The 16,835-nt window shown below is 75.4% G+C and carries 15 protein-coding genes; 8 read left to right on the top strand and 7 right to left on the bottom strand.

Features of this window, described 5'->3' with window-relative positions; genetic code table 11:
• Positions 1–50: 50 nt before the first annotated feature.
• Genes mca through ACMXGY_RS15640 form a run of 3 tightly spaced genes read left to right on the top strand, consistent with a single transcriptional unit; the run spans position 51 to position 2,145 of the window.
• A complete protein-coding gene (gene mca / locus ACMXGY_RS15650) occupies positions 51–989 on the top strand; it encodes a mycothiol conjugate amidase Mca (protein ID WP_483773903.1) in 939 nt (312 codons plus the stop codon).
• Positions 986–1,336 carry a hypothetical protein gene (locus tag ACMXGY_RS15645; protein WP_483773902.1) on the top strand — a complete coding sequence of 117 codons (351 nt, stop codon included), beginning with the start codon at positions 986–988 and terminating at the stop codon, positions 1,334–1,336. The genes mca and ACMXGY_RS15645 overlap by 4 nt, the downstream gene beginning before the upstream one ends.
• 2 nt (positions 1,337–1,338) lie before the next feature.
• Positions 1,339–2,145 carry a carbon-nitrogen hydrolase family protein gene (locus tag ACMXGY_RS15640; protein ID WP_483773901.1) on the top strand — a complete coding sequence of 269 codons (807 nt, stop codon included), beginning with the start codon at positions 1,339–1,341 and terminating at the stop codon, positions 2,143–2,145.
• 63 nt (positions 2,146–2,208) lie between these two features.
• Here ACMXGY_RS15640 and trhA read toward each other — a convergent pair whose 3' ends face one another.
• On the bottom strand, positions 2,209–2,940 hold the full coding sequence (trhA, locus tag ACMXGY_RS15635; protein ID WP_483773900.1) for a PAQR family membrane homeostasis protein TrhA: 732 nt from the start codon (positions 2,938–2,940) through the stop codon (positions 2,209–2,211).
• A 274-nt stretch (positions 2,941–3,214) separates the two neighbouring features.
• On the opposite strand from trhA, the gene ACMXGY_RS15630 reads away from it, so the two are divergent.
• From ACMXGY_RS15630 to ACMXGY_RS15620, 3 genes are all read left to right on the top strand, one after another.
• Complete coding sequence (locus ACMXGY_RS15630; protein WP_483773899.1) at positions 3,215–3,976, top strand: isoprenyl transferase; 762 nt, start codon at positions 3,215–3,217, stop codon at positions 3,974–3,976.
• Between the two features lie 58 nt (positions 3,977–4,034).
• The gene (locus ACMXGY_RS15625) at positions 4,035–4,538 is read left to right on the top strand and encodes a MarR family winged helix-turn-helix transcriptional regulator (protein WP_483773898.1); all 504 of its coding nucleotides are present in this window, start codon (positions 4,035–4,037) and stop codon (positions 4,536–4,538) included.
• Positions 4,539–4,615: 77 nt separating this feature from the next.
• Positions 4,616–5,839, top strand: coding sequence for a glycerate kinase (locus ACMXGY_RS15620; RefSeq protein ID WP_483773897.1), 1,224 nt, complete (start codon positions 4,616–4,618; stop codon positions 5,837–5,839).
• A gap of 42 nt (positions 5,840–5,881) precedes the next feature.
• On the opposite strand, the gene ACMXGY_RS15615 is transcribed toward ACMXGY_RS15620, so the two are convergent.
• Positions 5,882–6,625, bottom strand: a complete 744-nt coding sequence (locus ACMXGY_RS15615) for an SDR family NAD(P)-dependent oxidoreductase (protein WP_483773896.1) — start codon at positions 6,623–6,625, stop codon at positions 5,882–5,884.
• Between the two features lie 121 nt (positions 6,626–6,746).
• Between ACMXGY_RS15615 and ACMXGY_RS15610 the strand changes: the two genes are divergently transcribed.
• A complete protein-coding gene (locus ACMXGY_RS15610; RefSeq protein ID WP_483773895.1) occupies positions 6,747–7,601 on the top strand; it encodes a helix-turn-helix transcriptional regulator in 855 nt (284 codons plus the stop codon).
• 7 nt (positions 7,602–7,608) lie between these two features.
• Here ACMXGY_RS15610 and ACMXGY_RS15605 read toward each other — a convergent pair whose 3' ends face one another.
• The 5 genes from ACMXGY_RS15605 to ACMXGY_RS15585 all read right to left on the bottom strand — a co-directional run bounded on the left by ACMXGY_RS15605 (position 7,609) and on the right by ACMXGY_RS15585 (position 14,401).
• Positions 7,609–8,820, bottom strand: a complete 1,212-nt coding sequence (locus tag ACMXGY_RS15605; protein WP_483773894.1) for an AAA family ATPase — start codon at positions 8,818–8,820, stop codon at positions 7,609–7,611.
• 82 nt (positions 8,821–8,902) lie between these two features.
• A complete protein-coding gene (locus ACMXGY_RS15600; protein ID WP_483773893.1) occupies positions 8,903–9,310 on the bottom strand; it encodes a RidA family protein in 408 nt (135 codons plus the stop codon).
• Between the two features lie 38 nt (positions 9,311–9,348).
• Positions 9,349–10,740, bottom strand: a complete 1,392-nt coding sequence (locus ACMXGY_RS15595; protein WP_483773892.1) for a type III PLP-dependent enzyme domain-containing protein — start codon at positions 10,738–10,740, stop codon at positions 9,349–9,351.
• The gene (locus ACMXGY_RS15590; RefSeq protein WP_483773891.1) at positions 10,737–12,377 is read right to left on the bottom strand and encodes an N-acyl-D-amino-acid deacylase family protein; all 1,641 of its coding nucleotides are present in this window, start codon (positions 12,375–12,377) and stop codon (positions 10,737–10,739) included. The genes ACMXGY_RS15595 and ACMXGY_RS15590 overlap by 4 nt, the downstream gene beginning before the upstream one ends.
• Positions 12,374–14,401, bottom strand: coding sequence for a beta-N-acetylhexosaminidase (locus ACMXGY_RS15585; protein WP_483773890.1), 2,028 nt, complete (start codon positions 14,399–14,401; stop codon positions 12,374–12,376). The genes ACMXGY_RS15590 and ACMXGY_RS15585 overlap by 4 nt, the downstream gene beginning before the upstream one ends.
• Positions 14,402–14,496: 95 nt before the next feature.
• Here ACMXGY_RS15585 and ACMXGY_RS15580 point away from each other — a divergent pair, with 95 nt between their 5' ends.
• Positions 14,497–16,830: a glycoside hydrolase family 65 protein gene (locus ACMXGY_RS15580; RefSeq protein WP_483773889.1), complete on the top strand. Its 2,334-nt coding sequence runs from the start codon at positions 14,497–14,499 to the stop codon at positions 16,828–16,830.
• The last annotated feature ends 5 nt before the right edge of the window (positions 16,831–16,835 follow it).

Genomic DNA, 16,835 nt, shown 5'->3' with positions numbered 1-16,835 from the left:
CGACGGCACCAGGTGTGCGGGGAGACGCACGACGCACCCCGGGAGGACCAGTGGCCGAACCCGCGGCCGGATCGACCGTCCAGCAGCCGGAGCGGCTGCGCCTGCTGGCCGTGCACGCCCACCCCGACGACGAGTCGAGCAAGGGCGCCGCGACCACCGCCCGGTACGCGGCCGAGGGCGTCGACGTGCTCGTCGCGACGTGCACCGGGGGCGAGCGCGGCGACATCCTCAACCCGAGCTTCGGCGAGGGCCCGGGCGACCTGGTGGGCATGCGCGCGCTGCGCCGCGTCGAGATGGCGGCCGCCGCGCGCGCCCTCGGGGTGCGGCAGCAGTGGCTGGGGTTCGTCGACTCGGGGCTCCCGGAGGGTGACCCGCTGCCGCCGCTCCCGGAGGGGTCGTTCGGCCTCGTGCCGCTCGAGGAGGCGGCGGCGCCGCTCGTCGAGCTCGTGCGGGAGTTCCGACCGCACGTGATCACGACGTACGACCCGTCGGGCGGCTACCCGCACCCCGACCACGTGATGTGCCACCGTGTCGCGTTCGAGGCCTTCCACGCGGCCGGCGACCCCGACCGCTACCGCCGCGACGGCGGGGCCGCGCCGTGGGCACCGCTCAAGCTGTACTACAACCACGACTTCTCGATGAACCGCATCCGCACGCTGCACGAGGCGATGCAGGGCGCTGGTCTGGAGTCGCCGTTCGGCGACTGGGTCGAGTCGCGCTCCGCGCGGGAGATCCCCGAGCGCGCGGTCACGACGCGGGTCCCCGTGGCGCGCTACTACGCCCAGCGTGACGCCGCCCTCATCGCCCATGCGTCGCAGATCGACCCCGAGGGGTTCTTCTTCGCCATCCCGCGCGACCTCGAGGTCGACGTGTGGCCGTACGAGGAGTACGAGCTGGCCGAGTCGCGCGTCCCCACGCAGCTCCCCGAGGACGACCTGTTCGCGGGTGTCCGGGAGCTCGTCGCCGCCTCCGAGGGAGGCGCCGCGTGAGCCCGACGACGGACCTCGCGCTCGTCCCCGGGGTCGCCGCGGCCGGGGGCCCGGGCTGGGCGTCCGACGTCGTCGCCGAGACCGTCACGCCGAGCCCGTCGGAGGACCCCCTGCGCCCGGAGCTCGAGCCGACGGACGTGTCCCCGGGCCTCGCCGGGTTCCTCGCGATCTTCGTCGTCGCGCTCGCCACGGTCGGGCTGTTCTTCGCGCTGTCGCGCCAGCTCCGCCGCATGCGCCACAACGCCGAGGTCCAGGGGATCGGACCCGACGGGCCGCTCGAGGAGAAGAAGCAGGACGACGCGCCGGCCGACGAGAACGGCGACGACGCGGGCCGACGGGACTCCTGACCGTGGCGACGGGCGCGCGCGTCACCATCGGCCAGCTCGAGGTGTCGACCGACCGTGCGGCGAACCTTGAAGCCGTCGGCGGGGCGTTCCGGGAGGCCGCGCGCGTGCACGCCGACCTGCTCGTGCTCCCGGAGTACGCGGCAGCGTTCGACCCGCGCGGCACGGGACCGGAGCACGCCGAGCCGCTCGACGGCCCGTTCGTCTCGACGCTGCGGCGGCTCGCGCGCGACCACCGCGTGGCGGTCGTGGCAGGCACGCTGCTGCCCGGCTCCGCGCCGGGCATGGCGGTCAACGCCGTCGTCGCCGTGGACGCCTCCGGCGCGCTCGTGGGCGTCTACCGCAAGGTCCACCTGTACGACGCGTTCGGGCACCGGGAGTCCGACCGGCTCGAGCCGGGCGACCCGACGGCCCCGCCGCTCGTGCTCCCCGTCGGCGATCTCACGTTCGGCGTCATGACCTGCTACGACCTGCGCTTCCCCGAGAGCGCGCGCCGCCTCGTCGACGCCGGAGCCGACGTCCTCGTCGTCCCCGCGGCCTGGGCGGCGGGCGAGCTCAAGGCCGACCACTGGCGCACCCTCGCCCGCGCACGGGCGATCGAGAACACGGCGGTCGTCGTCGCCGTCGGGCAGGCGGGCAAGGGGGTCACCGGACGCTCGCTCCTCGTCGGCCCGGACGGGCAGGTCGGCCTCGAGCTCGGCGAGCGCGCCGAGCTGCGCACGGCCGACCTCGACCCGGACGCGCTCGCGAGCGTCCGCGAGCGCAACCCGTCCCTCGCCAACCGCCGCTACGCCGTCGTCCCGCGAGACTGACCCGTCGCCGTCGTTTCTCCGGCACCGCCCCGGACAGACACCGCGACCCCCGGACGGCAACCGTCAGCGCGCGGCGACCGCCGCCAGCATGATCGCCGCGTAGTGGCACGCGAACCCGATGACGGTGAGCACGTGGAAGATCTCGTGGAACCCGAACCAGCGCGGGCTGGGGTTCGGTCGCTTGATGCCGTAGACCACGGCGCCGAGCGTGTAGGCGAGGCCGCCCACGGCGACGAGCCAGACGATCGCGGGGCCGTTCGTCGTGGTCCAGAACTGCGGCATGTAGCCGACGGCGACCCAGCCGAGCGCGACGTAGATCGGCACGTACGCCCAGCGAGGAGCGTCGAGCCACAGGATGCGGGCGAGCAGGCCCAGGACGGCGCCGCTCCAGACGATGGCGAGCAGGATGGTCGCGGTGCGCTGGGGGAGCAGGAGCACGGCCAGCGGCGTGTAGGTGCCGGCGATGATGAGGAAGATGTTCGAGTGGTCCGCGCGTCGCAGGATCCCCGCGACGCGGGGTGACCAGGTGCCACGGTGGTAGACGGCGCTCGTGCCGAAGAGCAGGCACGCGCTGAGCCCGAAGATCGCGCACGCGACCTTGCCCGCGACGGGTGGTGCGACGACGACGAGCACGATGCTCGCGACGAGCGCGACGGGGAACGTGCCGGCGTGGATCCAGCCACGCAGCCGCGGCTTGACCGCGTCGGCGACCTTCTCGACGGCCTCGCCGACGCTCTCGCGCACGGTCGCGCCGGGACCGGGCGCGTGGTCGGGTTCGGGGGCCGATCGGGCCACGGGTGCTCCTCGTGGGTGGGGCGGGTCGGGCGGTTCGAGCGGTCGTCGGGCGGGTCTGCCGAGCAACCTACGCCATCGTAGGTTACGGCGGCGTAGGTGGGCCCGCGAGGGCGGTCGGGGGTGTGAAGATCCTGGGCAGGGCGACGCGAGGGGCCGCGACGCCGCCCGGTCGCGGTGCCGCCGGGCGGTAGCGTGTGCGAGTCCGGTTCGACGCGGCTGCCGTGAGGCGAGCGCCGCCGGGCTCCCACCCGTCCACCGTCGTCGAGGAACCGTCGTGCGTCTACCCCGTCCTGTCTACGGACTCTACGAGCGCCGTCTCGCGGCGTCGCTCTCGCACGAGAGCGTCCCGCGCCACGTCGGCGTCATCCTCGACGGGAACCGGCGCTGGGCGCGCTCGTTCGGGGAGTCGACCGCGACCGGCCACCGCCGCGGCGCGGACAAGATCACCGAGTTCCTGGGGTGGAGCGAGGACCAGGGCGTCGAGGTCGTCACGCTGTGGATGCTCTCGACCGACAACCTGTCCCGCTCGCAGGAGGAGCTCTCCGCGCTCCTCGACATCATCGAGGACGCCGTGCGCGACCTCGCGGACTCGGGCCGGTGGCGGTTGCGCGTCATGGGCCGGCTCGACCTGCTGCCGGAGCGTCTGGCGGCCGCCCTGCGCGAGGCGCAGCAGCGCACGGCCGCGACCGACGGCCTGCAGGTCAACGTCGCGATCGGCTACGGGGGCCGCCACGAGATCGCGGATGCCGTGCGCTCGTACCTGCGCGAGCAGGCCGACGCGGGTGCGCGGCTGGAGGACCTCGCCGAGAACCTCGACGTCGAGCACATCGAGGAGCACCTGTACACGAAGGGCCAGCCGGACCCGGAGCTCGTCATCAGGACGTCGGGCGAGCAGCGCCTGGGCGGCTTCCTCCTGTGGCAGAGCGCGCACTCGGAGTTCTACTTCTGCGAAGCGTACTGGCCGGACTTCCGCCGGGTCGACTACCTCCGTGCCCTGCGCGCTTACTCGCAGCGGGAGCGGCGCCTCGGGCGCTGAGCCGGCAGACGACCGGGTAGGGTCGATGCGAACGCATCGATCGTCATCCGGAGGCGACATGGCGGAGCACGACCGCGGCGGCTCGGTGCCGTCGGGCCACGGGAGCGCGCGCCTCGCCGTCGAGACGTGGGAGTCCCTCTTCCGCACCCAGGTCGCGGTCATGCGGCGGCTGCAGTCCGACCCGGTCTGGGACGAGCTGACGATGCGCGAGTACGACGTGCTGTTCTCGCTCACGAAGGGCCCGCCCGAGGGCTTGCGCCTGCGCGACCTCAACGCCTACATCCTGCTCAGCCAGCCGTCCCTGAGCCGCATGGTCGACCGGCTCGCGGCGCGCGGCCTCGTGGAGCGCGCGTCCGCGCCCGACGACGCCCGCGGCACGCTCGTCCGTCTCACCCCGGCAGGGCACGACCTCCAGCGCACGATCGGCCGCGCGCACGCCCGGGCCATCGCGACCTACGTGGGCGGCGCGCTCGACGACGAGGAGCTGGCGGCCCTCGGAGGCCTCCTCGACCGCCTGCGGGCCGCACAGCCGGCGATCCCCGACGCCGTGCCGGACGAGTGACGGCTGTGGCGCGGAACACGTCCGGTCCGTCCGTTCCCAGTCGTCCCGACGCGCGTCCCGCTGCCTAGTATCTGAGCGTGTCCTCAACGCCGAGCACCACCTCGCCCCGTCCCGAGCAGTCCCCTCTCGAGCCGTCCCCCGGTGGGCTCCGCGACCCGCTGCGCGTGGTCGTCGCGCCGGACTCGTTCAAGGGCAGCCTGAGCGCCGCGGAGGTCGCGCACGCCGTCGCCACCGGCGTGCGGAGCATCGCCCCCGACGCACAGGTCGTCGAACTCCCGATGGCCGACGGCGGAGAGGGCACCCTCGACGCGCTGCTCGCCGTGTGGGGGGTCCCGGCGCGCGAGGTCGCGACGGTCGACGCGATCGGCCGGCTCCGCACCGCCCGGTACGGCGTCTCGAGCGACGGCCGGCTCGGCGTCGTGGAGCTCGCGGAGGCGAGCGGCCTTCCCCAGGTGAGCGACGTCGCGCTCCAGCCGCTCCACGCGCACACCCTCGGCACGGGCGCGGCGGCCGCGGCGGTGCTCGACGCGGGGGTCGCCGAGGTGATCGTGTGCCTCGGCGGCTCGGCGTCCACCGACGGCGGCGCGGGCATCCTCACCGGTCTGGGCGCGCGGCTCCTCGACGCGCGTGGCGAGCAGGTGCCCGACGGCGGCGAGGGCCTCGCGCAGGTCGCGCGCCTCGACCTGTCCGGGCTGCACGCGCGTGCGCTCGAGGTGCGGTGGCGGCTCGCGGTCGACGTGACCAACCCGCTGCACGGCGAGCGCGGCGCGGCCCACGTCTTCGGCCCGCAGAAGGGTGCGCGCGAGGCCGACGTCGCGTTCCTCGACGAGGCCCTGCGCCGTTGGGCGGGCGTGCTCGGTGAGGAGGCGGGCTTCGACGTGTCGGAGCTCGCGGGCGCGGGCGCGGCGGGCGGGGTGCCGGCCGGGATGGTCGGTGTCCTCGGCGCCGAGCTCGAGCCCGGTGCCCGGCTCGTCGCCGAGGCGATCGGTCTGCCGGACGCGATCAACCGGGCCGACCTCGTCTTCACGGGCGAGGGCTCGTTCGACTCGCAGTCGGTCAACGGCAAGGTCGCCGACGCGATCGGCGCGATCGCCGCCGAGGCGCTGCACCGCCCGCCTGTCGTCGTGCTCGCCGGGCGTGTGCTGCTCCCGGCGCACCAGGCGCGTGACGCCGGGATCGCCGCGGCCTTCAGCATCGCCCCGGGGCCGATCGAGCTCGACGACCTGCTCGACCGCACGGCGTCGCGCCTCGTCGACCTCGCCGCGACGGTGACGAGCCTCCACCTGGCCTCGCGCCGCTGACCGCCCGGCCGGACGATCCGGTCGGGCGGTCGACGCACGCGATCACCAGGGCAGCAGCTCGCCCCGGTGCGTGAACGTGCCGCTCGGCGTGCCCGGCGCGACGGTCGCGGCGGCCACGGTCGACGCGGCCCCCTCCTCGACGCTCTGCGTGCCCGAGAACCCGTTCAGGCCGGTCGCGGTGTACCCCGGGTCGACGGCCAGCACCTGGTAACCCGGCAGGCCCTTGGCGTACTGGGTCGTGATCATGTTGAGCGCGGTCTTCGACGACGGGTAGACGAGGCCGACGAGCGTCGACTCGAGCCGGTCCGGGTCGGTCGTCACCCCGAACGACCCGATCCCGCTCGAGACCATGACGACGCGCGGCTGCGGGGACCGGTCGAGGAGGGGGAGGAACGCGAGGGTCGTGCGGACGGGGCCGAGGACGTTCACCCCGTAGACGGGGATGAAGTCCGCGGGCGTCGTCTCGCGGGGCGGCCGCCGGGTGCCCCCGATCCCGGCGTTGTTCACGAGGACGTCGAGCCGCCCGGACTCCGCGGCGACCCGGTCCGCGGCGGCCGTCACCGACGCGTCGTCGGTGACGTCCAGGGCCACGGCGCGCACGTCGGCCGACGGGTGCTCCGCGGTGATCTCCCGGGCGACGGTCTGGCCTTGCTCGGCGTCGCGTGCGCCGAGCCAGACGGTCAAGCCGAGCTCGGCCAGGCGCCGGACGCTCTCGCGGCCGATGCCTCGCGTCGCGCCGGTGACGAGGGCGACGGTGGTGACGGTGTTCTGCGTGTCGGTGGTCATGGCTTCACGATCGTCACGACCGGTCGCGCGCTCCAGGGCGGGGCGATCCTGGGAGCGGCCGTACCACGCTGCGCGGAACGGACCGCGCAGCCCGGGTGCCCGCGTCGGGCACGATGGGCGGATGGAGCGGAACGAGCTGGGCACGACGCTGCGTCGCGCGCGCGAGCGCCTCGCCCCCCAGGACGTCGGGCTCCCCGCGGGGACACGACGGCGGACTCCCGGTCTGCGGCGCGAGGAGGTCGCGCAGCTCGCGGGCGTGAGCGTCGACTACGTCGTCCGGCTCGAGCAGGGGCGGGGGAGCAGACCGTCGGTGCAGGTCCTCGGCGCCCTGACCCGGGCGCTGCGGCTCGACGACGACGAGCGCGCCGCCGTCTTCCACCTCGCCGGGAGCGCGCCTCCCGGTCCCGGCACGATCCCGCTCGCCGTGCGCCCGAGCGTCCAGCGGCTGCTCGACCGGTTCGCCGACCTGCCGACCCTCGTCCTCAGCGCCAAGGGCGACGTCCTCGCGTGGAACGCGATGAGCTCGGCCCTGCTCGGCGACTGGACGGAGGTGCCCGCTCGCGAGCGCAACATCGTGCGCATGCGGTTCCTGGGGTGCAGCGTGCCGCGCCGTGGTCAGGTGGCGATGTCCGACGAGGAGCGCGAGGCGACGGACGCGCAGTCCGTCGCGAGCCTCCGCGCGACGGCGGCCCGGTACCCGCGCGACCCGGGCCTCGCGCGGCTCGTCGCAGAGCTCCGGTCCCGGAGCGAGGACTTCGAGCGGCTGTGGCGGGACAGCACGGCCGGCCACTGGGGCGTGCAGCGCAAGACGATCGCGCACGACGTCCTCGGCACCGTCACCCTCGACTGCGACACCCTGCACGTCCCCGACGCCGACCAGTCCGTGATCATCTACTCGGCTGCGCCCGGCACGCACGAGGCCGACGCGTTGGCGCTGCTGCGCGTCGTCGGGACGGAACGCATGGCGCCGGTGTGACCGGCCGTCAGCGCTTCGGCCAGGTCCACGCGGGCTGGTCCAGTGGGCCGTCACGCCCCGCGACCGTCGTCTCCCCGAACGGGGAACGCACGAGTTCGACCTCCCGCAGGTCGTCCGGGCCGGGCAGGCCTGCGGCGCCCGACGCCGTCGCCTCCCGGAGCGCCCTGACGAGCGCGGGCGAGTGGGTCACGACCACGACCTGCGTCTCGCGCCCGGCGGCGTGCACGAGCGAACCGAGGGCGGGCAGCAGGTCGGGGTGCAGGCTCGTCTCGGGCTCGTTGAGCACGAGCAGCTCGGGCGGGCGCGGCGAGAGCAGCGCGGCGACGAGCAGGAGGAAGCGCAGCGTGCCGTCGCTCAGCTCGGCGCCGGTGAGCGGTCGGAGCAGCCCGTCCTGGTGGAACGCGAGCTCGAAGCGGCCGTCGTCGGCGTGCACGTCGACGCGGCCGCCGGGGAACGCGCGCGAGACGGCGCGGTCGAGCTCGTCCCCGCGGCCGAGGTCGCGCACGGTCTCGAGCGCGGCGGCGAGGTCGGAGCCGTCGTGCGCGAGCACGGGCGTGCGCGTGCCGACCTGGGGAGCGCGCGCGGGTGCGAGCGGGTCGGTCCGGAACTGGTCGTAGAAGCGCCAGGACCGCAGGCGCTCGCGCACCGCGACGACCTCTGGCGCGCCGACGGGGTCGACGAGCTCGGTGAGCACGCTGTCGAACGACCGCAGCCGCGCCGGGGAGGAGATCCAGCGCCCCGCGTCGTCGCGGACGCGGACCGCGGGGCCGCGCCTCTCGACCTGGAGCGTCGCGGGCCGCAGCGTCGGCCCCGACCACACCGACTCGACCTTGATCTCGGGGTCGAGGCCGAAGGCCGAGCCGGGGTGCTGCGGCAGGCCGAGGTCCACCGCGTACCCGAGGTCGCCCGGTGCGTCCCCGGCAAAACCCAGCCGCAGCGCGACGGGCGCCGTGCGCCGCGTGCCCTGGACGGGATGGTCGCCGGCGCGCACGGCGCGCCCGACCTGCTCGGGCCCGGCCCACAGGGTCGAGCGCAGCCCACCCTCGCGTGCGACCGCGCCGACCGCCCCGCCGAGCGCGCACTCGGCGAGCAGCCGCAGCGCGCGGTAGAGGCTCGACTTGCCCGTGCCGTTCGCCCCCGTGACCACCGTGAGCCGTCCGAGCGGCAGCACGAGGTGGCGCAGCGAGCGGTACGACTCGACGGCGACCGTCGCGATCATGCTGTGCTCCTCATGTGCTCCTCATGCCGCCGACCGTAGGTGGGCGCACCCACACGGCACGCCGACCGTCAGGTCCGGCGGGTCAGTCGGTGATCGCGAACGCGTCGATCTCGACGAGCATCTCCTCGCGCGGCAGACCGGTGAAGACGGTCGTCCGGCTGGGCAGCACGCCGTTGCTCGTGTGCGCGGCGACGAACGCGCCGTAGGCCTCGTTCATGACCGGGAAGTCCTCGCGCTTCGTGAGGTAGACCCGCAGCATGACGACGTCGTCGAACGTCGCGCCCGACGCCTCGACGATCGCCTTGACGTTCTCCAGCGTGCGCGTGGTCTGCGCCGCGACGTCGCCGGGGTACAGGTACTCGCTCGTCGTCGGGTCGACGGGGCCCTGGCCCGAGACCTGGACGAACGGTCCCTTGCGCACGCCCTGGTGGAACGTGTGGGCGGGCGCCGGGGCGTCGGGGGTGGAGATCGCGGTCTTCTCGCTGGTCATGGGGTGTCCTCTCGGGGTGTGCTGCGCGAGCGGGGTGGTCACAGGTCGATCGTCACGAGGTCCACGACCTCGTCGTCGCGCACGACGGCGGCCACGCGCCACCTGTCGAACGTCGTGCAGGGGTGGGAGATACCGAACCCGACGACGTCGCCCGGGCGGACCTCGGCGGTCGCGGGCGAGTCCGTCGCAGGGTCCAGCGCGAGGTAGAGGTGCTGGTCGTTGAGCGCCGTGACGCGCGTCCCGGCGAGCTCGCGCGTGGGGTGCCAGCCGTCGTCGGACTGCTGACGCAGCCACAGCGCGACGGGCAGGTCGATGTCGAACGACACGTCGCGCCGTCCGACCCCGCAGATCGCCAGCCCGGGCTCCGGCACGGACAGCACCTGCCCCCACACCGTCGCGGCGCCGCGCAGCGGCTCGGCGCCGGGGATCCGGCTCCACGGGTCGGTGCGCGAGTAGAAGCCGTGGTCGTGCGTGACGTACGCACCGGACCGCACCACGACGCGCGTCGCCACCTCGCGCCCGTCCGATCCCGGCGCCGAACCGGGGACGACGAGCGGTCCGGGCAGCTCGGCGAGCACCACGTCGAGGAACGAGCTGCCGCCCGCCGAGAGCACGAGCGGCTCGTCGACGCCGGCGAGACCTTCGCGGACGAGGGCGGCACCCAGCGCGCGCAGGTCGCGGCACCACGCGGTGACCGCGGCGAGCTCGTCGGCGGTCGTGCCGCCCGCGACCGAGCCCTCGTAGCCGGCGACGCCGACGAGCCGCAGTCCGCCGGCCCGCACCGCTCGTGCGAGGTCGAGCGCGGCGGCGGTGCTGCGCACGCCGGTGCGCCCGCCCGGGACGCCCAGCTCGACGAGGACGCCCAGGCGCGCGCGGACGGCAGCGGGCGCGTCGCCGAACGTCCGGGCGAGGAGGTCGACGCCGTGCGTCGAGTCGACGTACAGCCACACCTCGTCCTCGTCCTCGTCCTCGGCCGTCGCGCCGTCCTCGCCGCCACCGCCTGCCCGGTCGAGGTCGTCGCGCAGCCACGCGAGGTCGCGCGGGTCGAGCAGCTCGTTCGCCAGGAGCACGCGCGGCACGCCCCAGTCGCGCACCGTCAGGAGCTGCGACGGCGTCGCGACGGTCGCGCCCCACGCCCCGGCGGCGGCCTGCCGCGCGTAGAGGGCGCGCGACATCGTCGTCTTCACGTGCGGCGCGTGCTCGACGCCGTACGCCGCGCACACGCCCGCGACGACCCCCACGTTGTGGTCGAGCGCCGCGTCGTCGAGCGTGAGCAGCGGCCAGGAGAACACGCCGTCGGTGAGGTGCGGCGTGCCGGTCAGGACGTCGGCGACCGTGGTCGCCTCGCTCAGCCGCAGGCCCTTGGTGCGGGGCCCGACGACGTCGCGCGCCCAGGGGCGGTCGGCGTGCGGGGCGCTGGTGCCGGTCATGCGGTCCTCCGTCGGTCGGTGGTCGAGGTCGGGCGGAGCGGGCTGCCTGGCCGGGACTCGGTGAGCCCTCCGTCGCGCAGGACGGGCACGCCCGCGACGAGCACGTCGTCGACGCCCGACGCCGGCCGGCGCGGGTGCTCGTACGTCGCCTCGTCGCGGACCCGGTCCGGGTCGACGAGCGCGAGGTCCGCGACCGCTCCGGGTGCCACCACGCCGCGCCCGGTCAGCGCGAACCGCCCGGCGGGCCGCGTGGACAGGTGGGTGACGGCGTCGTGCCACGTCCAGTCCCCGAGCGTACGCACGTGCTCGGCGAGGAAGCGCGCGAACGCGCCCCAGCCGCGGGGGTGGGGGCGGCCGCCACCTCTCACGGGTGCGTAGATCGCGTCGGACCCGCCGACGTGCGCAGGGTGCCGCAGCAAGGCGCGGACGGACTCGGGCGAGCTCGTCGGCGGCTGCGCGAACACGCACGACGCGCGCAGCCGCGTCGCGACGAGCAGGCGCACGGCAGCCTCGGCGGGGGACAGGCCGAGGCGCGCGGCGACGTCGGGCAGGGGCAGGCCCTCCGCCCAGACGAGGTCGACGGCCGGCTCGTCCGGCGGCGCGCCCGCGGCCGTCCCCGTCGGGACCACGGCCATCGTCACGCGCGGCCACAGGTCGGACAGCGCGGGGAAGTGCTCGCGGTGCAGGCGCTCCAGGACGACCGGGTCGCGCAGGGCAGTGAGGGTCGCGTCGACGTCGGCGATCGGCAGCCAGGTCGGCAGGGACACCATCGACAGGATCGAGCACCCGCGCAGGTAGGGGTAGGAGTCGAAGGTGACGTCCAGGCCGGAGGCGAGCGCGTCGTCGACGTAGCCCAGGAGATCGGGGGCAGGCCCGTGGTAGTGCGAGACGTGCGTCGCGACCCCCGACGCGCGGGCGATGCGGACGAGCTCGGCGAACGCCGGCCCGGCCCGGTCCTCGTACCCGCGCATGTGGGACACGTGCGGCAGACCGCGCGCGGCGAGCACGCGCGCGAGCGCGACGAGCTCGGCCTCGTCGGCGTACGTCGCCGGGACGTACTCCAGGCCGGTCGACATGCCCAGCGCGCCGTCGTCGAGCGCGGCGTGCAGCAAGGCGCGCATCCGGTCCGCCTCGGCGGGCGTCGCGGTGCGGGCCTCGGAGCCCAGGACCGCGTACCGGATCGTGCCGTGCGGGGCCAGGTAGCCGACGTTGACCCGGGTCGTACCGTCGTAGGTCGCGAGCAGGTCGGCGACGGACCCGCCGCGGAACGTGGGGTGCTCGCCGTTGATCGCGGCGAAGTACCCGCTCGCCCACGCCGCGGCGCCCGGTCCGGGAGAGGGTGCGTAGGACACCCCGTCCTGCCCGACCACGACGCTCGTCACGCCCTGGCGCAGCATCGCGAGCTGCACGTCCTCGTCCAGCACAGCGGCCTCGCCGTGCACGTGCGCGTCGACGAACCCCGGCAGCAGCAGCCGACCGCCCGCGTCGAGGTGCGTCGCGGCGTCGGGCAGCGCGGCACTCCCGACGGCGGGCGTGACCGACTCGACCCGGCCCGCGCGCACCGTGACGTCCACAGGGGAGGAGGCCCCGCCGTCGGGCTCGACGAGGCACGCGCCGCGGACCACCACCACGCTCACGCGGGGCCCCCGGCGTCCTCGTCGCGCCCCTCGACCCAGCCGCCGACGCCGCGCAGCCCCCCGGCGGCGAGCTCGGCCGCGCGGTCGCGCGGCCAGCCCGCGACGCCGGGCCGCGTCTGCCACGGGTGCGGGCCCGCGAGCGGGCGGTACTCGACCCCGTACGCGTCGAGCCGCGGGAGGTGGTGCGCCACGAGGCGCTCGCGGAACGCGCGCGACGCGGGCGAGCCGGGGGAGCGGTCGACGGCCGGAGACCACATCACCTCCGCGAAGGCGGCGAGTCGCGGGAACGCCGCGTAGTCGACGCGACGCGCGGAGTCGAGATGCTCGGACCACAGCTCGGCCTGGCCCCCGAGGAGTCGTCCCGGCCGGTCGCCGGTCACCGGGCCTGTTCGCGTTCCCCTGGCCGCGAGGCCCGCGGGCAACGGATCGAACGCGTACACGTCGTCGAGCGTCGTGAGGAACCCGACCGGCACCGGCTCGTCCGGGGTGTCGCCGCCGCGATGGTCGAGGTAGACGACCTGCTCGGGCGCCATGACGACGTCGTGGCCCGCCGCGAGGGCGTCCGCCCCGACCGCCCAGCCGCGCCACGACGTCACGAGGACGTCGCGAGGCAGCGCCGGCCCGAACGCCTCGTCCCACACGACCGCGCGCCGGCCCCGGGACGCGACGTGCTCCGCGAGGCGCGCGAGGAACCAGCCGTGCAGCTCGCCCACGTCGGCCAGCCCCAGCGCCTCGGCACGCGCCACGATCGTGGCGTTCTCGCGCCACAGCGTCGTCGGCACCTCGTCGCCGCCGATCGCGACGAACGGTGCGTCGAAGACGTCGAGGACCTCGTCGAGCACGTTCCGGAAGAACGCCAACGACTCCTCCGACGGGTCGAGCACATCGGTGCTCACCCCCCACGTCGTGCGCACCTCGTGCGGCCGCTTGCGCGTCCCCAGCTCGGGGTACGCCGCGACGGCCGCCTCGACGTGCCCCGGCACGTCGATCTCGGGGACGACCGTCACGCCACGCTCGCGCGCGTACGCGACGATCTCGCGCAGGTCGTCCTGCGTGTAGAAGCCGCCGTGCGGGCGGCCGTCGAACACCCCGGCGCGCCACGTCCCCAACCCTGACTCGCGCCGCCACCCGCCGACCTCCGTGAGGCGGGGGTAGCGCTCGACCTCGACACGCCAGCCCTGGTCGTCCGTGAGGTGGAGCTGCACGACGTTGAGCTTGTGCGCCGCGGCGAGGTCGACGAACCGCAGCACGTCGGACTTCGGCAGGAAGTGGCGTGCGACGTCGAGCAGCACGCCGCGCCAGGGGAAGCGGGGGTGGTCGGTGAGGGTTCCGTGGGGGAGCGCGAGTGCTGTCGGGGTCGGGGTCGGTGTCGGTGTCGGTGTCGGTGGGCGGGTTGCGTCCGGGCGAGGGCTACCGAGGAGCGCGCGCGGGTCTCCCCTCCGCGCCTCGTTCCTCGGCGCTCCCGCCAGGCCCGCCACGACCCGCGCGCGCTCCTCGTCCGCCCTCGCCCTCGGTGCGTCGCTCGCCTGGACCGCGGGGCCGTCGCTCGCCCGATCCGCGGGCCCTTCGTCGGTCGGCGCGACGGGTGCGCGGCGGAAGGCGGGTGGGCCGGCGAGCTGGCGGAGGGTCTGGGCGGCGGCGTGGGCGCCGTCGAGGTCGGCGGCGTCGACGCGCACGCCGTCGTCGTCCACGGTGAGGCGGTAGCCCGACGGCGGAAGGCCGTCGTCGAGCGCGAACGTGACCGTCGACGGGGTGTCGAGGTGCGCAGACAGGTGGGCGTCGGGCCGGGAGCGCTGGTCGGGATCGGAGGAGGGCGCGGCGGTCGGGTCGGGGTGGACGGGCGTCGTCGCCAGGACGAGGTCGAGGCCGAAGGCGTCCTCGGTGACGCGGCGCCACCAGCGGGCGGCCGGTCGGAGTGCGGGGTCGGTGACGACGCGGGTCCCGTCGACGAGCACGGTCAGGCCGTCCCCGGGCGTCGGTGCCACGGGTGCGGGGACGAGCCCCGACCAGGTTTGGAAGGACACTGAACGAGCCTACCCGGGCAGGAGGTCACGTCGCACCGGTCGAGAGACCGCCGCTCGACGGGTGTGCTCGCGCGGGTCGTGATGAGGTGGCTCGCGTGACAGGCAACCTCGACCTCTGGGCGGTCCGGGAGTCCGACCTCGACCTCGACGGCCCGGACCCCGCCGCCTCGGTCCTCGCCCTGGCCAACGGGTACGTCGGCGTGCGTGGCGTCCTGGACGAGCGCGACGCCGACGCCGACCCGGCGACGCTCGTCGCGTCCGTCTTCGAGGAGTTCGACCAGACGTACGCCGAGCGGGCCTACGCCTACCCGGAGGTCGAGGAGCGGCTCGTCCCGGTGGTCGACGCGTGGCGCGTCGGCTGGTCCGTGGACGGCGCGCCGGGCGACGCCCTGGTGGGGTCGCCCGCCGGGTCGGACGAGGCGGCGGGGTCGGTCGAGGCGCACCACCGCGCCCTCGACCTGCGGCGCGGCGTCCTCGACCGCGAGCTGCGCTGGACCTCGCCGTCCGGCGGCACGGTGACGCTGAGCAACCGGCGCCTGGTCTCGCTCTCTCGACGCGAGGTCGTCGCGTCCCGGTGGTCCGTGCGCGCGGACGACGACGTCACGGTGACCGTGCGGCCCGCGCCGGGGTGCGACCACGGCGAGGCCGACGGCGCGGGACGTACCGCGCCCGGGCTCGTGACGGCGTCGTGCCGGCACGACGCAGAGGGCTCGTCCGTGCACCAGCGCGCCGTGCGCTCGGAACGCGGCGTCGCCGTGGAGGCCGCGCACGTCGTCGAGCACGCGGACGGCGTGACGCCCGTGTGGCACCACCGCGGCGGCGGCGTCGACCTGAGCGTCGACCTCCAGGCGGGCCAGTGGCTCACGGTGCTCGTCGTCGCGGCGTACGTGGGCGGGCACGACGCGGACGCGCTGCCGGCGCACGCCCACGAGGTGCTGACGGACGCGCTGTCGGCCGGCTGGGAGGAGCTGCAGCGCGAGCAGACGGAACTGCTGGACGAGGTGTGGGAACGGGGCGACGTCGAGGTCGAGGGCGACGACGAGATGCAGCAGGCCGTGCGCCACTCGCTGTTCCAGGTGGTGCAGGCCTCCGCCTCCGTGGAGGGCGTCGGCGTCCGCGCCAAGGGCCTGACGGGGACCGGCTACGGGGGCCACGCCTTCTGGGACTCCGAGACCTTCGTGCTCCCCGTGCTCGACCACGTGCTGCCCGCCGCGGCGGCCGCACACCTCCGGTGGCGGCGCGCGACGCTCCCGCGGGCGCGCGAGCGGGCGGCCGAGCTGGGCCTGCCGGGTGCCGCGTTCCCGTGGCGCACGATCAGCGGCCGCGAGTCGTCGGGCTACTGGCCCGCGGGCACCGCCGCCTTCCACGTGAACGCCGCCGTGGCTCTCGCCGCGGTGCGCCACGCCGTCGCCACGGCGGACGAGGGCTTCGAGCGCGACGTGGCCCTCGACCTCGCGGTCGAGACGGCACGGCTGTGGGCCGGTCGAGGTCACCACACGGTCTCGGGCTTCCGTATCGACGGCGTGACCGGCCCGGACGAGTACACGGCGGTGATGGACAACAACACCTACACCAACCTCATGGCGCGCAAGAACCTGCGGGCCGCCGCGGTGCTGTGCGAGCGGTACCCGGAGCGCGCCGACGGCCTCGGCGTCACGGAGGACGAGCGCGCGGCGTGGGGCCACGCAGCCGACCGGATGGTCGTGCCGTACTGCGCCGAGCTGCGGGTCACCGAGCAGTCGCAGGACTTCACGCGGCACGCGCACTGGGACTTCGAGGCCCGGGGCACGGCCCGGTTCCCGCTCGACGACCACGTGCACTACGCCGAGCTCTACCGCCGGCAGGTCGTCAAGCAGGCCGACCTCGTGCTGGCACTGCACACCGCGCGCGAGGAGTTCACCCCCGAGCAGCGGCGCCGGGACTTCGACTACTACGAGCCGCTCACCGTTCGCGACTCGTCGCTGTCCGCGCCGGCGCAGGCCGTGGTCGCCGCGGAGGTCGGCTACGTCGACCTCGCCTACGCCTACGCGCGCGAGTGCGCGCTCATCGACCTGTGCGACCTGCGCGCGTCGACGGACGGCGGGCTGCACGTCGGCTCCCTCGCCGGGGCGTGGACCGCTCTGGTCGCCGGGCTCGGTGGGGTGCGCCGGGAGGACGGTGCCCTGCACCTCGCCCCGTGCCTGCCCTCGCGCCTGACCGGGCTCGCGTTCGCGGTCCGCCATGCTGGTGCCAGAGCCAGAGTCGAGGTGCGCCGCGGAGCGGTGACGTACCGGCTCGTGTCGGGGGAGGAGCTGCGGCTCGTGCACGACGGCGAGGAGCTCCACCTCACCCCGGAGCGCGCCGTGCAGGAGCGACCGGCCCGGCGCGCCGTGACGGACCCGCCGCCCGCGCAGCCGCCCGGACGCGCGCCGCTCTTCGCCGCGTCGTGACCGTC

This window comes from Cellulosimicrobium sp. G4 BAM 1002 (assembly GCF_057126935.1).
The sequence above is the reverse complement of the archived record's forward strand: the minus strand, read 5'-3'. Positions and strand labels throughout refer to the sequence as shown.

Bases quoted from the DNA above. Each gene is read 5' to 3' on its own strand.
- ACMXGY_RS15600 (WP_483773893.1), bottom strand. From the start codon at position 9,310: ATGACCAGCGAGAAGACCGCGATCTCCACCCCCGACGCCCCGGCGCCC.
- ACMXGY_RS15595 (WP_483773892.1), bottom strand. From the start codon at position 10,740: ATGACCGGCACCAGCGCCCCGCACGCCGACCGCCCCTGGGCGCGCGAC.
- ACMXGY_RS15610 (WP_483773895.1), top strand. From the start codon at position 6,747: ATGGAGCGGAACGAGCTGGGCACGACGCTGCGTCGCGCGCGCGAGCGC.
- ACMXGY_RS15615 (WP_483773896.1), bottom strand. From the start codon at position 6,625: ATGACCACCGACACGCAGAACACCGTCACCACCGTCGCCCTCGTCACC.
- ACMXGY_RS15605 (WP_483773894.1), bottom strand. From the start codon at position 8,820: ATGATCGCGACGGTCGCCGTCGAGTCGTACCGCTCGCTGCGCCACCTC.
- ACMXGY_RS15625 (WP_483773898.1), top strand. From the start codon at position 4,035: ATGGCGGAGCACGACCGCGGCGGCTCGGTGCCGTCGGGCCACGGGAGC.